The 17,822-nt window shown below is 45.8% G+C and carries 10 protein-coding genes; 1 reads left to right on the plus strand and 9 read right to left on the minus strand.

What is annotated here, in order from left to right:
- Positions 1-331: 331 nt before the first annotated feature.
- From NV381_RS35415 to NV381_RS35435, 5 genes are all read right to left on the minus strand, one after another.
- The gene (locus tag NV381_RS35415) at positions 332-991 is read right to left on the minus strand and encodes an ABC transporter permease (protein WP_258217982.1); all 660 of its coding nucleotides are present in this window, start codon (positions 989-991) and stop codon (positions 332-334) included.
- An 18-nt stretch (positions 992-1,009) separates the two neighbouring features.
- The gene (locus NV381_RS35420; RefSeq protein WP_258217983.1) at positions 1,010-1,912 is read right to left on the minus strand and encodes a glycine betaine ABC transporter substrate-binding protein; all 903 of its coding nucleotides are present in this window, start codon (positions 1,910-1,912) and stop codon (positions 1,010-1,012) included.
- A gap of 27 nt (positions 1,913-1,939) precedes the next feature.
- Entirely contained in the window at positions 1,940-2,623 is a 684-nt protein-coding gene (locus tag NV381_RS35425; RefSeq protein WP_258217984.1) for an ABC transporter permease, read from the minus strand.
- On the minus strand, positions 2,613-3,776 hold the full coding sequence (locus NV381_RS35430; RefSeq protein ID WP_258217985.1) for a betaine/proline/choline family ABC transporter ATP-binding protein: 1,164 nt from the start codon (positions 3,774-3,776) through the stop codon (positions 2,613-2,615). Before NV381_RS35430 ends, NV381_RS35425 begins: the two co-directional genes overlap by 11 nt.
- Before the next feature lie 81 nt (positions 3,777-3,857).
- Positions 3,858-4,721 (minus strand): tyrosine-type recombinase/integrase, encoded by an 864-nt coding sequence (locus NV381_RS35435; RefSeq protein WP_258217986.1) that lies wholly within the window; start codon positions 4,719-4,721, stop codon positions 3,858-3,860.
- A gap of 397 nt (positions 4,722-5,118) precedes the next feature.
- Between NV381_RS35435 and NV381_RS35440 the strand changes: the two genes are divergently transcribed.
- A complete protein-coding gene (locus NV381_RS35440) occupies positions 5,119-6,045 on the plus strand; it encodes a DMT family transporter (protein ID WP_258217987.1) in 927 nt (308 codons plus the stop codon).
- 18 nt (positions 6,046-6,063) lie between these two features.
- Here the strand turns inward: NV381_RS35440 and NV381_RS35445 are convergent, their stop codons facing one another.
- The 4 genes from NV381_RS35445 to NV381_RS35460 form a co-directional block, all read right to left on the minus strand.
- The gene (locus tag NV381_RS35445) at positions 6,064-7,278 is read right to left on the minus strand and encodes an MFS transporter (protein ID WP_258217988.1); all 1,215 of its coding nucleotides are present in this window, start codon (positions 7,276-7,278) and stop codon (positions 6,064-6,066) included.
- A 298-nt stretch (positions 7,279-7,576) separates the two neighbouring features.
- Positions 7,577-13,600 carry a polysaccharide lyase family 8 super-sandwich domain-containing protein gene (locus NV381_RS35450; RefSeq protein WP_258217989.1) on the minus strand — a complete coding sequence of 2,008 codons (6,024 nt, stop codon included), beginning with the start codon at positions 13,598-13,600 and terminating at the stop codon, positions 7,577-7,579.
- Between the two features lie 1,102 nt (positions 13,601-14,702).
- Positions 14,703-15,887 (minus strand): response regulator, encoded by a 1,185-nt coding sequence (locus tag NV381_RS35455; RefSeq protein WP_258218008.1) that lies wholly within the window; start codon positions 15,885-15,887, stop codon positions 14,703-14,705.
- Entirely contained in the window at positions 15,868-17,796 is a 1,929-nt protein-coding gene (locus NV381_RS35460; RefSeq protein ID WP_258217990.1) for a sensor histidine kinase, read from the minus strand. Before NV381_RS35460 ends, NV381_RS35455 begins: the two co-directional genes overlap by 20 nt.
- Positions 17,797-17,822: the final 26 nt, after the last annotated feature.

Here is a 17,822-nt window from a genome sequence, read left to right on the forward strand (position 1 = left end):
TACGAACGCTTCCCAATGCTTATGTTCGTCAAAAAATATCCGATGTAAGATGTCCTGTTTCATATCACTAATTTATCAATATTTTGAATGTGGGGGAACTCCAAAAATTTATACTTTCTATTATCTTAAGAAAAGCTTCTATTCGAAGCCCTTTCGATGAAGATACATTCGTGTTTAATTTGTAGCTTTTCTTGCAATATCAGATTTCTTCAGCTCCGCTGAAAACTTATTAAATCTGATTTTATACGCAAAAAAGCCCAGTCAGCCAGCCGTAAACCGACCGATGACTAAGCTTCCTTACGCTTACGCTATATAGCCTTTCTTCAATTCCTTATTGCCTGGATAAATCCTTCCACTTGTTCTGTAATCTGCCTAGCCCTATATCTGCTGCAATAGCAAGAAGCGCCGCAGGAATCGCTCCAGCATAAATCCGAACCGGATTTCGCAGGTTAATTCCTGAGTAAATCTCCCTCCCCAGCCCATCGCCTCCAATTAAAGGAGCCATAGTAGCGACACCAATAGCTATAACTGCCGCCACACGTAATCCTGCTAGAAGAAATGGAACAGACAACGGTAATTGAACCTTCCACAAAAGCTGAACCGGGTTCATTCCCATTCCTTTACCGGCATCCGTAATACTTCGGTCAACCTGCGTCAAGCCGACATATGTGTTCCGTATAATAGGAAGTAAAGAATATAGAAACAGTCCGACGACTACCGTATAAAAGCCTAACCCGAACACTATCATCAAAATAGCCAATAAAGCTATGCTTGGAAACACCTGTATCACGTTGGCGGCCGGCAAAATGATGGAACTCCATCTCTTATTTCTGGCGCTTATAATTCCAAGAGGTACGCCGATGATGAGAGCCAGACCAATTCCGCAAAGCACCATAAGTATATGCTGCAACGTTAGCTCCAGCAATTGTCCGCTATGATCGGATACATAGGTGATCAGCTGCATCAAAAGGTTGGGATTTGTCGTTTCCATCTTACACCCCCTCTAATTTTACTTTAGTAGACCCGTTTTCTTCAAAAATTCAACCGCTACATCCTTTTCGTTCCGCTTCTTCACATCGACCTCGTAGTTTAAGCCTACCATGGTTTCCGCATTTATCTTGCCGACCAGCAGTTGAATTACATCATTGAGCTCTGGATGCTTCTGCAGCGTTTCTTTTCTTACAACCGCTGAAGCGTCATAAGGAGGGAAAAACTGCTTGTCATCCTTCAACGTCTTTAACTCAAACTGCTTTATTCTAGCGTCAGTGGAGTAAGCGAGCACTATGTCCACCTTTTTATTCGATACCGCTTCATATACTAATCCGATTTCCATCGGAAGGGTTTGCCCAAAGGAAAGACCGCCGTAATGCTTCATAAAAGCTTTGTAGCCGTCATTATCACGTTCCAGCCAAGTTGTGTCCACACCGATTTTCATATCCTTGGCTTTATCTGTCAGATCGGATATGTTCTCTAATTTATACTGATCAGCGAGCTCCTTGCGTACCGTAAATGCATAGGTGTTCTCAAAGCCGTAAGGATCAAACCATTTGAAATCCATACTCTTATCAAAACCTGCTTGCGCTTGCTGCAGTACTTTAGCACGGTCCTTCGTTTGTTCAATCTCGAAGTACCCATTAAAAATTTCACCTGAATATAAGGTTGCTATATCAAGCTCTTTGCTCTTCATTGCTTGAATGATGACAGGACTTGCTGCCAAATCAGGGACTACTTGTACTTTCAACTCAGTCCGTTCTTCCACCAACGCTTTGTACATTTCCGCTATAATTTTAGGCTCTGTATAGGTTTGAGCACCAATTTTGATCGTATCGCCTTTACCTTTACTGCATCCTGCTAATAACACCGACATCGACAACACCAGTATTCCAATCGTTCCTGTGATTCCTCTAATCATGAACTCCTCCTATAAGATCCGTATATTTTAAACTGTTGAAGGTAAAGCTGAATTCAGGCGCTTCCTTTTCTGACCGATTCTCTCCATGAAGCCAAGTAGATAGTCTGCCAATAAAGCGAGCACTATTGCGGCAATCGCTCCTGTAAAAATCAATTCCTGCTTGTTAACGCCAATTCCCGAAAAAATCAGTACTCCGAGTCCACCGCCGCCAATAAGTGAAGCTAGAGTCGTCCAGCTGATGATATAGACCGTTGTCATTCGGATACCCGATAAAATAAAGGGCAGTGCTATCGGCAGCTGAATGAATGCTATCCTTTGAAAAGATCCATAGCCCATACCTTTAGCAGCCTCCAGAATGCTCTGATCAGCAGATTCAAATCCGGCATAAGTATTTCTTAATAAAGGCAGCAGGGCATACAGAAACAGCGCAAAGATTGCGGGCTTCATGCCTACCCCCATAATCGGGATCAACAAAGCTAGCAGAGCCAGGCTTGGAATCGTTTGAAACAAATTGGCCAGGCCGAATACGCAAGATTTAACAAACCGATTTTGGGTATTGGCCAAAGCAACTCCTAATGGAATCGCAACCAAGCCACCCAGAATGACAGCAATAGCCGAAATCCACAAATGCTCTAAAGCTGCCGCCCCAATATCCGGATACCGATCCTTCAAAAACTCAGCGTAGCTTGCCCACCAAGATTTACCCGACATCTGCGGCACCCCCCGTATTAATGGACATGGATGTATACAAATCAGCCATATGCCTGACAACGGTACCTCTCGTAATCAGACCAATAAAGCGATTTCCTTCACCTAATACAGGAATATTCGACAGCTGATGCTTATTCATCAATTGAAGCGCCAATATTAACGGAGTCCCTGTTGATACCGAATGCTCCACAGGCCTCATCACATCTGCAACCGTCTGTCCTTCCCCGTCATATTGATCGAGAACCCGGTACACCGAGACGACACCTTTCAAAATGCTCTGAGCATCTACGATAAACAGTGAATCGACCCTGCGTTTTTCCATGATTTGAATAGCTTCAGCGAGTCCCCTTGTTGGCAGCGCCGTAGCCGGACTTTCCACCATAACATCATCCACCCTCGGCATTTCTTCTGGAAGCATGCCTTGCTGCAGCCGTTTTTGACCGATAAAGCTTTTGACAAAATCATCTGCTGGATGTCTTAATATTTGCTCCGGTTTCCCCTGTTGGACCACATGCCCATCCTTCATAAGGACAATCGTATCCGCGATTCGGATCGCTTCATCCATGTCATGGGTAACAAAAATAATCGTTTTCTTCAACTCCTGCTGCAATCGGACGAGCTCATCCTGCAGCTGCTCACGGCTAATGGGATCTAGTGCGCTAAAAGGCTCATCCATCAGGATGATTTCGGGATCAGCAGCCATAGCACGGATTACGCCGACACGCTGCTGTTGACCTCCGCTAAGCTCGGAAGGATACCTGGATCCGAATACTTCAGGGGGCATATTAACTAAACGAAGAAGTTCATCAACCCTTGCCTCTGTTCGGGACTTATCCCACTTCAATAAGGAGGGAACGACAGCCACATTTTTCGCTATCGTCATATGGGGGAATAAACCGATGTTTTGTATGACATAACCAATCTTCCTTCGCAGTTCTACCGGGTTCATTTCCATAATGCTTTGGCCTTCGATGAGGATAGTCCCGTCTGTAGGTTCAATCAATCGGTTGACCAGCTTCATGGTTGTCGTTTTTCCGCAGCCGCTGGGTCCAATAAGTACAGTGATCTCTCCTTTCTTAAAATGTAAGTTCACATTGTTCAAAGCCTTAAAACCATCGTCATAGACTTTGTTAACTCCCGTCATTTGAATCATGAGGAGCACTCACCTTTCTTTCTGTTGGGATGTTTCAATCATTTGTACGAACGGTTTCCTTATCACATCCTTAATTAGAATTTACTGCAGCTCTGCGTAGTACTGGTAAGAGGTAAGGAATGATTTATGTCCTGCCCAACGCTTAAGAAGCAGAATTGGCGTGCCTTGGACAGCCAGTCTGCGGCAGTACGTATTCCGTAAATCATGACAGCTTACTTCAAAGCCGAGCCTCTCTGAATAACCTTCTATGACAAATTGAACGGCGCGCGGCTGCATAGAGCCTGAACGCTCCGTGACAAACAGCAATGTGCTATTGTTATAAGTTTCTTTGTTAGCCAGTCTTCGCTGCTCTATCCATTCCATCAAGCGAACCCGTGTCTGCTCCTGGATAGGGACCCGTCTTATTTCCTCGCCTTTTTGATAAACAACCAATTCATCCTCTAACACGGATTGAATCTGCAGTTCCGATACTTCTTCCAACCGGAGTCCTGCAAACAGAAGTACATGAATTAACGCGAGATTGCGGCTTCGTTTGAATGGATTTCTCTCCTGCTCAGCTAATTCCAGTAAACGTGCCTCTTCTACATCGGATAACCATTTGGGAAGCTCACTCTTTTTCGGAGTGAAATAGCGGGCGCTCGCCGCTGGATTCTCCTTTACCAAGCCCTGTTCTCCAGCCCATTTAAAAAAGGAAGCCAGAATCGAAACGTATTTGTTAATGGTAGATAGCCGTTTTCCTTGAATATAGAGCTCATCCCGGCTCGCGAATATATCCTCTTGAACGACTGAGGTTATTGATTTATTCGTTCGCTGCAGCCAATTAATAAAATGGCTGATTTCAATAGAATACAGCTTTACCGTGCTTTCCTCCTTGCCTTTTTCACGAAGATATTGCGTAAATGGCTTAATCCACTGCTCCGAATGTTGCTTTTTCTCGCCTTCCATGGTTGTTCTTATCTCCGTTAATCAGTATGGTTGTTATTATTTTATGATGTATATAATTTTATGATGTATTAAATTCTATGATGAATAGTTTAGCATATACCTGTTTATGTATCCAATGCGGTATACTTCCATATTCCGAGATTAATCAGACCCTAATTGGCTCAAGACTGAGAAATACTTGCTTATTCTCCCCTTTCCAGACAATTACTATCAGTGTTTAGGCAAAAATGACTCCAGTCATGATGACTAGAGCCTTGTCTTTTTGCACCTATTCACAATTGAGTTTGTCGCAGTAATAGCCATTTCCTGCTCGTTAATGTGAAGTCTGTATATTCCCTAATGCTATCCCAGGGTGTTATGATCTTGTTATCGCATTTAAGCAAGAGGAGAATTCAGCATGAAGAATAAAGGAATTATTATGGTTTTAAGTGCTGCCACCTGTTGGGGTTTATCGGGTATCGCGGCGCAGCTATTTTTCCACCATTTCATATCAACGCCAGGCATGCTAGTCGCTATTCGTTTATTATCGGCTGGCATTATAATGATCCTGCTGCAGTGCCTACTTAAAGGAACCTCGAACGCTTTTTCTATATGGTCTGATAAAAAGGACAGGTTCACTTTGCTAATATTCGGAATAATCGGGATGCTGGGCGTTCAATATACCTTTTTCGCAGCCATTCACTATGGAAATGCGGCTACTGCCACCTTGCTGCAATATCTTGGGCCTGTATTTATCATTGTCTTTGTATCGTTGCGCTTGAAGAAGATGCCTGGCGTTAAAGAGCTTGCGGCTTTCCTATTAGCGCTGGCAGGTATATTCTTCATGACTACAAGCGGCTCTCTCCATTCACTATCCATTACGATTGAAGCGTTAGTATGGGGAATTCTATCCGCATTAGCCGCGGCATTTTATACGCTGTACCCTAGAAAGTTGCTCGCCACGTGGGGAGCGGTTCCTGTTGTTGGCTGGAGCATGATTATTGGAGGCATTGGATTAAGCCTGTTTAATCCTCCCTGGACTTTTGATTGGAATCAGGGTTCCTTATTCTTATATTCTCTGCTCCTGTTTATTGTAATAATCGGGACTATCATCCCATTCTATTTGTTCTTGGATAGCCTGCGATTTGTTACTGCTGCCCGGGCGAGTATCCTAAGCAGTGCAGAGCCGTTAACCGCCGTGCTTGTGGGCACCCTATTCTTGCATACACCTATGGATACCGTCCAGCTCCTGGGCAGTCTAGGCATCATTATCGCAGTCATCCTGTTAACGTTTCAGCCGGTACCTAAGGGAAGTGATAACAAGAAGCGAGCTGTTTCCAGGTAAAATATAACGAATACGCTGTTATTTAGCTATGGACTCCTGTTTGTTAACCGTATGCCGGCTTTTTTGAAAAAGCGGGACCAGAAGCAGCACACCCACCAACAACAATAATCCACTGAGGACATAAACCGTAAGCAAGGAAAAAGCATCCTTTAAATAGCCTGAGAAAGACATTCCGATTACCATCAGTCCCATAAATATCGGTGTAATGACCCCTCCAACCCTGCCAACAAACGCAGCTTCTGTATTTCTCATAATAAGAGTTTGAATGCCAATATGAACGCAAGGATTAAATAATCCATTCAGCACCTGCAAAATAAACGTTAGCGTAATACTCGTTGACCAGCCAACCCCAACCGTGCAAAAGGCACTGACAAGTAAGCCCGTCGCAAGCAAGGCTTGCGGCTTCACCTTCTTGGCAATCCCCATAACGATGCCCCCACCGATGAACATAGCCGCGCCATTAGCCATCAGAAGCCATTGCAGAAACTGCTTATCCTGTCCCAGATTTTCAATAACAATAAACAACGCTAAGGGTTGGATTAAACCAACTCCAAGCCCCGCAGCGGCAAAGATAATCCCCAATGTTCGGAGTACACGGTTGGCCCATAGATACCGAATCCCATCTATCAACTCTTGTTTAAAACTGTGAGCCGGTGCGATGTTTGACGCTTTAGCGTCTTGAGGAAGCAGCATTAGTACCATTGCAGATCCAAAGAACATCACTCCCGTTATGACTAATGAGATTTCAATCCCATACTGTTGATATACAACAGTACCCAGCATCGGTCCGATGACCATAAATACAGCGATCAAGGATTGAAACATAGCCATGACTCCTTGCAGTTTCTCATCGGGCACATGCTGCTTGAACAGCTTCATAGCCGATGGCTGCGAGAACTGTGACAGAATAGCGGAAATCAGCGTGCCCATTAGTAAGGAATACCAGGATCCATACATAAGAGAAATCAATACTATAAAGACCGATAAGGCCGATAGCAGATCACACCAAACCATCGTACGTTTCGGCCTCCATCGATCAGCGAATGTCCCCCCGATAAGGCCAAAAATAAAGATCGGTGCAAATTCCGCGACTGAAATGAGCGACACATATTGCGGGTCGTTGTTCGTCAAATCAGTCACGTACAAAAGGATTGCAAAGTTTCTTACCCAAATCCCCAGCTGTAAAAGCACACGGGATAGGATGATGATTCTAACATAGCGATTATTCAACAAAATAATAACTTCCTTTCATGGTATTAGAGTAAACCGCCTCATACAGCGGATTACCTCATTTCATTTTTTTGATATCCTCGGTCTCCACTTCATTTAGCTTTTTGTCTATTTACGTCACCCACTCTATATTTTATAGATATAGTTACATTATGTTTATCAATATATAGATATTTTATTTATTTGTCTACATTAAATCAAGTTCATTTATTTTCCACATCACATTATGTAACGTTAGAACACAAAAAAGAAGGCAAGAAACTCCGAGAGATTCCCCAGAAGTTTCTTGCCCTTATTCCATTTAATTCTTTGGATTCATATTTAAAATTCTATAGAGGAGCACGGCTGCCTCCGCTCTTGATGCGCTGTTATGCGGGTTCAGATGGGGACCCTCTCCTTCCACGATGCCTGCATGGACCATGAAAGCAATACTTTCAGCAGCATATGGAGCAATATCCGCTTTATCTGCAAATGAGTCCAAAGCTTTATTATTGGCATCCGTATTCTCTTTGCCAACTAGCTTCAACGCCCTTGCGCAAATAACCATAAAGTCTTGTCTAGAGATTTCTTCCTTAGGGTTAAAGTTCTGCACTCCCGTTCCTTCCACGACCCCCAGCTGTTTTGCGATCCCAATCGCGTTGTAATAATAATCGGATTTGGATACATCGCCAAAATTGGAATCGAAAGAAGCTTTTAAACCCAAAGCTCTGACGATCAGCAGTAAAGCATCCGCCCGAGTAACTTGCGCCTCTGGTGAAAACTTCTGAGCCGCGGTTCCCTCGATTATTCCTTTGGAGGCCAGCGATTCAATCGCTTCACGAGCCCAAGAATAAGTTCGAATATCCTCAAATGTTACAGCTGACGGACGATTTGTTTCTGGTTTCGTTTCTTGCCGTACATCCGGGCTATTCACCGTTGGTACTGGCGCTGGGTTTCCGGTGTCGATTGCTGCTTGATTTGATGATGATTTCGATGAAGAGCCGGAAGCATGATCCCTTGTCACTACCAATTTATATAAGGTCACACTATTCCCATCCTCCGCCGTTACTGCAATCGTAAATAAATTATCCCCAATGGCTAAATTGAGCGTATTCGAGCTCCCTGATGATATAACCTGATCGTTCAAGGTCATTTTTTTATAATTTAATGACGCTGCTGTTGGTAGTAAAGTGATGCTGCTTACATTAAACCTGACCCTTGCCGTATAGTTCGTCACATCCGATGCAAACCCCGGAGAAAGATCGGCTGAACCTATCATGAGCTTGCCTAACCTGGAATCATTAGAAGTCTCAGGTGGTGTAACCGGTTTAGGAGCTCTAGTAATGATCACTGTATAAACAGTTTCTGCCAAGCCATCCTCTGCGGTAATAGAGATTTTGAATACATTCTCCCCGACAATCAAAGGTTTGACAACTGGGATACCGGATGGCATCTCCTGCTCGTTCACCTTAATTATCCGATATAACGGTGAATTAGCTGTCGGTGTAAGCTGGATGCTTTCAAATCCATGGTCCACGGAAACATTATACTCTTTCACATCTGGACTAAAGCTGAGTGGCAGCGAGCCTGAATTCAGAGTTAAATTGTTTAATGTCGAATCCGTGCTTGCTGGAGTTACAACGACGGTCACCGTATAGTTGGCCTCAGAGCCATCTGCTGCAATAACGGTATAAATCACAGGATTGGTAAAATTATTAACCGTTACTCCACTTGCTTGTAATTGACCATTCGCTTTCAATCCGCTTCCGGTAATCTGGAAAGATGCGGTTAACTGTGTTACATCTGTGCCGTAAGGAACCGTGAGATTAACGGTTTTGGCAGCTTCATTGATGGTTCCAGTGCTGTTCGGTTTCGTAAAAGCAAACTGCGACAACACTTTCTCGTTACTAAGAGCAACACGAGTATTTAATGTGTACGTCTCATAGTAACCGTTGCTCGCGTAGACGGAAACCGAAACCGGCTGCATCTGCGTAGGACTTAACGAGCTGAAGGTGTAAGTATTTCCACTGCTGAGCGGCACTCCGTTAAACTTAACGGTTTGGCCGTTTGTTACATAAGTGATTGCCTGGGTCAGGCTCGACCCGTAAGGCAAGCTAACCGTTGCCGAGTAAGCAGCATCGCTCACGGTTGCGGCTCTGCCTCCTATGCTCAAGGACGGAAGGGCGCTCAGCACCGATGTCTTGAGCGTATATTTCTGGATGCGTCCGCTCTCCGCATATACAGCTACCGTAACCGGCTGCCATTGGCTCCGTGAGATGGGGGTAAACATCAACGAATCGCCGCTGTTCAACGCATTTCCGTTTATTTTTACAGAGGCGCCTGTTGTAGTAAACGCAATCGGCTGATTGAGCGGCGCACCATAAGGCAAGGTTACATTGGCTGACAAGGTCGGGAGCGTTATAACAGAAGATGCGCCTCCAACTTGCAAGGTCGATAAGCCAGCCTGGTCATTAATTAAAGAAATAATAGTCACATTGTCCATGTACATTTTTCCACCTGAGCCTGCAGCAACAGATACGGATTGAATTGAGCTTGATGCACTTAAAAAAGCGATCTCTGCGGCTCCCAAAACATCATCTATATAGAAATCACTAGTTCCTTTGTTAGTATCGGACACAACCGTAATCGCATACCACTGGTTAGCGTTATAATTGGTCACAAGTGGAGCATAAGTTCCATCCAGCTTCTGATAGCTGATATTCCCGGAATTCGTATAAATGCGAGCAACTGCGCCTGCCGGGCCGTTCAATGCTACTCCGGCATTATCCGATTTGGCTGGAAGCATCATTTTAAACTTCTCGATCACAATATTCGATTGCGGAGTAAATGTCTTAACAGCTGTCATTCCGCCAGCAGCGCTCGCGGCATCCACCAGCATGCTTGGGTCAGCAGCTGAAGGAATAGCTTGCACCTTAATGCTTCCTCCACTACCGGCCACGTTCCATCCAGTTGGAGAACTTCCCGCAGTTTGCGTTGTAAAAGTCTCGTCCAGCTTCAAAGGCCCTTCCACATCGTCAATATACATCGTACCTGCTCCTGAGGCCCCGGTGCTTGCCGTAAAGGCGCCGACATATGCGGAGCTTGTTCGAAACGGAATCCCTCCTGGCGTAGTTAACAAGACATCATTGACGTAAATTTGAGCCAAGCCTGTAGTTGTATCTGCAACCAGCTTGACTGTATACCAGGTTTTGGGGCTGTATGAAGTAGTGCTTGCTACATTAGCCGCCCCGTTCTTGTACCCCAGCTTACCTGTCATAGTCATGAAGGTCACAATAGGGTTGCCTGCCGTATCCGCCAGCCCTAAATTGGCATATTCAATGTTCGCATCCTGCATGAATTTGGCTTTGACGATGATGATACCGCTTTGTGGAGTTATGCTTTTCGAAATGGTGACAGAGTTTGGAGTTACCGATGATGTATTAATCGTATCAACCATTTTGATAACCTTGCTGGTGCCCACAGAAGGCATCTGCACGGATGAGGATAGAGCCCCATTACTTCCCGAATAATCTGCGCTAAAAACCCAATCTACAGGCTTCGAGCCAATTGCGGCAGTATTAAAATTATCATTTAACAAAGAGGTCTGAGGGAAATCCACCTGCAGCATATAATTCGTCTCTCGGCCATCCGCCCCTGTAACGATAATAGGTACTGGAATTGCGGCATTAGTGCCTGGAGGGAGCGTAAAGCTGTAGCTGTCTCCGTTAAGAAGCGGAGTCCCATTGATCTTGAAATTGGCTACATTCGATATAAATCCTATGGACTGCGTCAGCGAAGAACCAGGAGGCATACTGACGGAGAGCGTTGTCCGATCGCTGCTGAAATTGGCAAATGTGCCGCCAATGGTAACCGTACTTAGGATCGGCGTACCATCGTCGGTTAGAGCAAGCTTGGTTTTAAACGTCTTGCCTTTGGAGCCTGACACATTCACGGCCAGCTTGATGGTAGGACTTGTTTGCATTACCGTTACCCCATTGTCTGCGGATATGGTACGGAAAGCGGACCGGTTAATCTCTACATTAATCGTTCCTGTGTTCAACTGCGTAGGATCACTTACCGCCACTTCCAGCTGGTTATTGGATTCAAGCACCATAACTGACGCCTTCTTGTTGCTGGAAATAAAATCAACCCCATCGAGCTTTACTGCATAAGACTTATCGTTCCAGAAATTGGCACCGGCTGCGCCGGTTTTTATTTCCTGCACCGCTTGTGCATCCGGAGAGTTTTCCAGTACCTTGATGTCCGGATTTTGCGCATATCTCGTTACTTCATCACTTGTTTTATTAGGCAAAATAACATATTGATAGCTTGCATCTATCGGATTGCTTCCGTGATTCATCGTTAACGTCACAAAGTTCTTGGTAACATCCTCGGTATCAATAAATTTGGCATAGCTGTTGGATTGAACCCATTGGTCCGTTCTTGCTTCACGAAGGCCGCTAACGGCAGTTGGCATTGGAAAATAATACCCCACATCTGAACCCGGAACGTTTCCTTCCAAAGATATCGTACTTACGCTGGACATCGTTTCGTTCCAGCCCAAATCGCCAGGCTTGACGGTTCCGTTCACAGTCAGCTTATTGTCGGCGCTATCTTTAATCTTCCGGTTGTCGATGGTAGTCTCGATCGTCCGATTGTCCGTGCTGTTGATTGCGGAGCCCAGCGCCACGATTTCATCATCGAACATAAACCATGATTTCTTGGCCTTCAGTGTACTGCTCCATGCAGCAAGCTGCATACCGGACAGGCCGTACAAATCAGCAGCTTCTGCACCACCGAACGTACTTCCGACGCTTGTTCCGCCAACCCAGGACTGTCCGGTTGACGTGCTCTGCCCGGATGCATCGGTCCTTGTCCTTACATCTGTTGTTGTGCCTGGAAGCCGCTTTTTATCCACAGTACCCCAATACTCATCACTGTACTGTCCCAAATCATCGGTGTACAGATGTGTCATGCCGTCTCCGGTATACCAGCCCTTCAGGTTTTCGCCATTGATTGATTCATACCTGTAGATACGGCTCGAAGACATCGCGATTCCGAACCCAAAGCCCGGCCGCAGGTGAACCGTCCGGTCCATATTAGGGAACTGCATGTTAGCCGTGTATTCTCCTCGCGGTGCCACCTGAGGATCGTTCGCGATCTGCTTGCCCAGCACGAGGAAATAAGTCGGTGTCCCCTCATAATAGCTGCTGAATGTGTCGGCCTGTATCCAGTATTTAATCATACTTTTTAATCGGGATGCGTGCGGCTCGGGGGCAAACTGCGCCAGTTGAATCATCGGATTCATCATCACGTGGCCTGCCTTATGGTCCTGCTTGTTACGTCTGGACATTTCTCTGCCGCGGATCATATTCATTAATGCCCCTTTGTAAATAAACGGTTCAAAGGAATCGTACATCCATTTATACAAATTGGATACTTTAGGGGACTTTACTTCCCAAGTGGAGCCGCTCAGCTCATACAGGAATGGGACCAGTGTGTCTACAAGCGACGTCCCATAACCTCCATTATATGGATGAGCCGTGTGTTGGATGAAGGAGCCGTCCGTGTAGAAGCCATCCCCTGTAGTGACGTAATCAAACAAGGGATTAATCGCATCACGAGAAGCAGCGATTTTGGCGCTGTCTTTAACGGCAATACCACGAATTGCCACAACCATCGACTTCCACATGAGATTGGCTCCCGTTGCTGTACTCCCTCCGTAAAATTGTGTAGGATCAGGAGCACGCTTCTCGATCGCTCTCGCATAATTAGTGAGCTGCGTCGCCGACAGCTCTGAGTACATTAAGACGATCGAATTGTTTAATGTTAACGGTGTGCCTATCTCCCAGTCATACCAGTTCCCTGTTTGTGCGATGGTTTCCTTGTATTTATTGGCGTACAGCCAATCGAGTCCATCCAGAATTGCAGAACGCAGGGTCGAATCCTGATAAAGCGGTACTCCCAGAGATGAATAAGCTAAGGCCATGCTTTCCAGCCTTCCGTAGCTTAAAGTCATTGGACTGGATACATTTTGACCTGTAAGTCCCGCATCGTCTAAATCTACCCAAAGATACTTCCGTGTCGGTGACGCAGGAATCATAGTCTCCAAGGCTTCCTTCGCGGCAGCGTTAATTTTCTCCAGGTTTTTAATCACATCGGGATCCTGTGCCGAATAATTGCCTCCTAAGAGGTACGATTTCCACTTCAATCTTAATTGATCGAATTCATCGGGAGCCCCCCCATCAGCATAAACAGCAGGAGCCGGAAGAAAGGGAACGAACAGGCTGAACAGCAGTGTCATGCTTAGAGCTAAACAAATCAATGAATAATGCTTACGATGCATGTGATATCTCCTCATCATTTTTTATTAGATGCTCTTTATGTAATTAAATGTCTGTTGATAGAACATATGTCCCTCCTTTCAAGAAAACCAAGCCCCAGATTACAGATGCACGTTACAATGTTACATGGCAGTCGGTTGAACCCCCTGAGGGACTCGCCTTCATCGCCATATTTACATCCGTACATTCTCGTATCCGGCATGGATGTCATCTTTCCTGCTCATGCACACGGTAACCGTTTCAAATTGTGAAACATCGTACTAATCCTTTTCTTTGAATAAACTGTAAACGTTTTCCAAGTTCCCGTTCACAATGGTATCCGAGGCTCTAGTTGCGTTCAATAATCAGCAGCGCTCCACTTGCTTTTTTCCAGTGAATCTTGAAGCCGGCAAGCTTAATAATCACTAGCGGCTCCATACCTAATCTTTGAAAGCAGGTTACATCAAACGAAAAACTATAGATGGAAAGCGTGGTTTATTAACTATTAATTCCTTGCCCTCCATTTCGCAATATCCAATGTAAGCGTTTTAAATTATTAACAAAGCTAATTGTAAGTAGTTTTTGAGCGAAACGTAACATGATTAGTTTTAGAACTATTTGTAGATTTTTTAGGACTTTGATGAGCATTTTACTTTTTATAAGAGGATTATCTGGTTCACCGTTCTTTGTGGAGGAGCATGATGCATGTTCATTGAGCATATCGAGGTTATTTGAGGTAATTAGGGTTTATAGAGAAAACAATCTGCATAGCTTACATACAAAAAAAACACCTCGCGGCGTCCTTGGTGTTAGGGTGGAGGCTTACATCACGTCTGAAATTGAACGCCTATGCGCTGATATTAACGAAACCTGCAACTCCTAACAACGATTATTTAAGTGAGCATATCATTAGCGGACGTAATCGTTCCTCTATAGTATGGAAAGCACAAAAAACAGAGAGATAGAGGAAGAACTAATTCCGTTATCTCTCGTTTTTGTGCATAATATTCAAGATTCGCCCCACATGACGGAATTCCGACTTCCGCTATGGCCATAAATTGGAGGTGGTAGACTAAATAACGGAATTTTCTGTTCCGTTCAGGACCTTTTTTAGACACACATAGCCTAACACGAATCCAACGTATGCACTCCGGACCCCTGCCGAAATTCCGAAGGAGTAACGCCGTACTTCTTGCGGAACACCTGGGTAAAGTGGCGCATATCCTTATAGCCGATTCGCTCGGCTATATCGGCAAGCTTTAGCTTCGGATTGGCTAACAGCAGCTTAGCTTGATCCAATCGCAGCTGAATAACATATTCTTTGAAGCCTTGACCGGTCTTCTGCTTGAATAGCTGGCTGAAGTAGACCGGATTCAGATAAACGATAGCCGCCACCTTCTCAAGCGACAGCTCCTCCTGATAGTGGCTGCGGATATACTGCTGTGCAACCTCCACCGCGCGATCCCCTCCACTCACATAATGCTCGTAGATTTGTATCGTTGATGCTTGGCGCATGCGCTGCACTTCCTCCGGCACGGCCTCGAAATGCTGAATCCTCTCGGTATGCATAATCTGGAATGGCACCCGCAAATACTTGATAAGATGCGTGCGCAGCTCGGACAACAGCTCAGGCAAACTCGCCTCGTTCTGGAGCGTGATCAGGCCAAGCAAGCTCTGGCTGTCATGGACAGTGACAAAGCCTCTGCCATAGCGCTCGATCAGCTCTGCCATTACATTCTCAATGATGAAGTTCTCCAGGCGAACAGGCTTGTCGGATTCCATCTTGACCATGATCAAGCGGAAGTGCGGATGCTGGTCTATGATCGGTCCCATGTCAATACGTCCCGTATCAAGTCCAGCCGCAAACCGTTGAAAAACGGCTTCCTGCAAGTACTTGCGATTCCTCTTCAACACCTCTGCTTCTTCAGTCAGTTCGGTTTCCTTGACAATTTCCATGCTTAGCTTATCAATCATCTCAGTGAGCATTTCCTTGCCGATAGGCTTAAGCAGATAATCCTTAGCCCCGAGACGTACAGCTTCCTGAGCATAAGCGAATTCGGAATAAGCCGAAATGACAACCCATTTGAGATGCGGATGCCGATGACGGGAGACGTTCATCAGCTCCAGTCCCGTCATACCGGGCATCAGAATATCTGTCAGCACGATATGGATACGATGCTCATGCAGAAGCGAAATCGCTTGCTCGGCATTAGCCGCGTGGTGAATTCGGTATTGGGGAAACCGATTGTGCAGCGTCCGCTGAATACCTTCACGAATAACCGTTTCATCATCAACGATAAGGATCTGAATCATCCGGCTTTGGCTCCTTTCCAGGAAGCGGCATCGAAATAATTACCGTCGTTCCTTTCCCTACTGTACTGTGGATGCGAAGTCCGTAGGATTCTCCGAACATTAAAGCAATCCGTCGGTGAACATTGGTCAATCCTATGCCTCTGCGCACTTTACCTGCCCTGTGATCGGCAGCTTCGCCTTGGGCTGAACTGTTTCCGGAGATTTCGCCATTGCGAAAGGCCCGATTTGTTGGGGATTCGGCTGTGGTGGAGCCCGTTAATGTGCGATACCCTGATGACGTCAGCGCCGTATCGTTCGCAAGCGATACCCTGATCAGGGCCAGAACCTCCTCATGGATACCAACTCCGTTATCTTCCATAACGATACGAAGCTCCACATCCGTTGCCTCCGTGTAGACGCGCAGCAATCCTGAATGATCATGAAGCGGTTCAAGCCCGTATTTAATAGCGTTCTCAATGATCGGCTGGATGGTCATCTTCGGCAGCGGAACATCCAGCCACTCGGAGCCCACCTGGATCTCCGTCCGCACCCTTCCTTCCAAACGGTTTTCGATAATGGTCATGTAATGCTGCATTTGCTCCAGCTCCTGCCGCAGCGTCGTCTTCGATGCTTCCTTCCAATCACTGCTGTAGCGGAACATATGCGATAAGGCCAGGATCACCCGCCCTAACCTGTCATTTTCCCGTTCATCCAGCATCCAGTAAATCATGTCGAGCGTGTTGTATAGAAAATGCGGGTTGACTTGAGACTGCAGCGCTTGCAGCTCTGCGTTTTTTTCACTGATGGATGCCATAGTGATCCGTTCTATTAATTCATCCATTCGATGCACCATTCGATTGAAAGAAGCTACGAGATAATTGATCTCATCAAATGACCTTACATTGACCAAGCCTTTGAAATTCCCCATTTCTACCTGCCTCATCTCGCGAATGAGCAGCTTGAGGGGCGAGGACATACTGCGGGAAACTATAGTAGCCAGCACGGTTGAGCCAATTACAAGCACTATGATCACGAAAAAAAGATATTCCCTTGTTTTGATAACTTCCGCATTGATGTCCTCTTTCGGAGTAAGACCGAATACGGTCCAGTCCGACATCTTCGCTTTGGCCGCAACAATCAACTGATCCGTCCGGTTGTCGATGATGATATGCTCAGCCTGCGGGCGGGGAAGGCCACTGAAGGAGGGCAGCTTGATCTGATCCTTCTCTGTGGAGGCGATCATCCGGTCGGCGCTGTCGACGATATACACCCGGCTGTTCGGGCTGATCGTCACATTGGAAAGTGCAGCCAATATCGGTCCGGGGTTCGTCTCGATCAGCATGACGCCAATCATGCGGTGATCGGTCAGATCGTACAGCTTGCGCCCGAATACGAACACCGGGTCCTCACCTAACCGGTTGATAACTGAGCCGGGAAAGAGGCCGAGCCAGACCATCTCACCTGAAGAATCAACAAGCTTCTGATACCAGGGGGAGGTGGAATAATTGGCATCCAAAACCCCTGCAAAGCGCCGCTCATAGCTGTAATTTTTTCCACCATTGGTAATGATGTGAATGCCGACGATATCATCCCGCGAATAGTAGATGGCGCCAATTATATTGGTAATCGTTCTTTCGTTAATGAAGCTGATGTCCGGGTCCTTGTTCGCATCGCGGCTCTCAATCAGCCGCAGCATTTCGTAGTTGCTGTTAAGCGCTTTGGTGACGCTGTCATAGCCTTGCAGCAGGAGATCGAACAATCCAACTGTTTGGGAGATGTTTTTTTCGGCCAAATCGTTGATTTTTCCACGGATGATCTCCGTCGTTTTCTGATAATACAAGAAGCTTACAATGAACAGCAAGACCAGCATGCAAGCCAGGAATAGTAGAAATAAGCGATTATGAATGGAATTCAGGCCCCGTGTCACATTGTAATCCCCTTTCCTCATGCCCT

The organism is Paenibacillus radicis (ex Xue et al. 2023), from assembly GCF_024722015.1.
In the GTDB taxonomy this organism is placed as follows: domain Bacteria; phylum Bacillota; class Bacilli; order Paenibacillales; family NBRC-103111; genus Paenibacillus_S.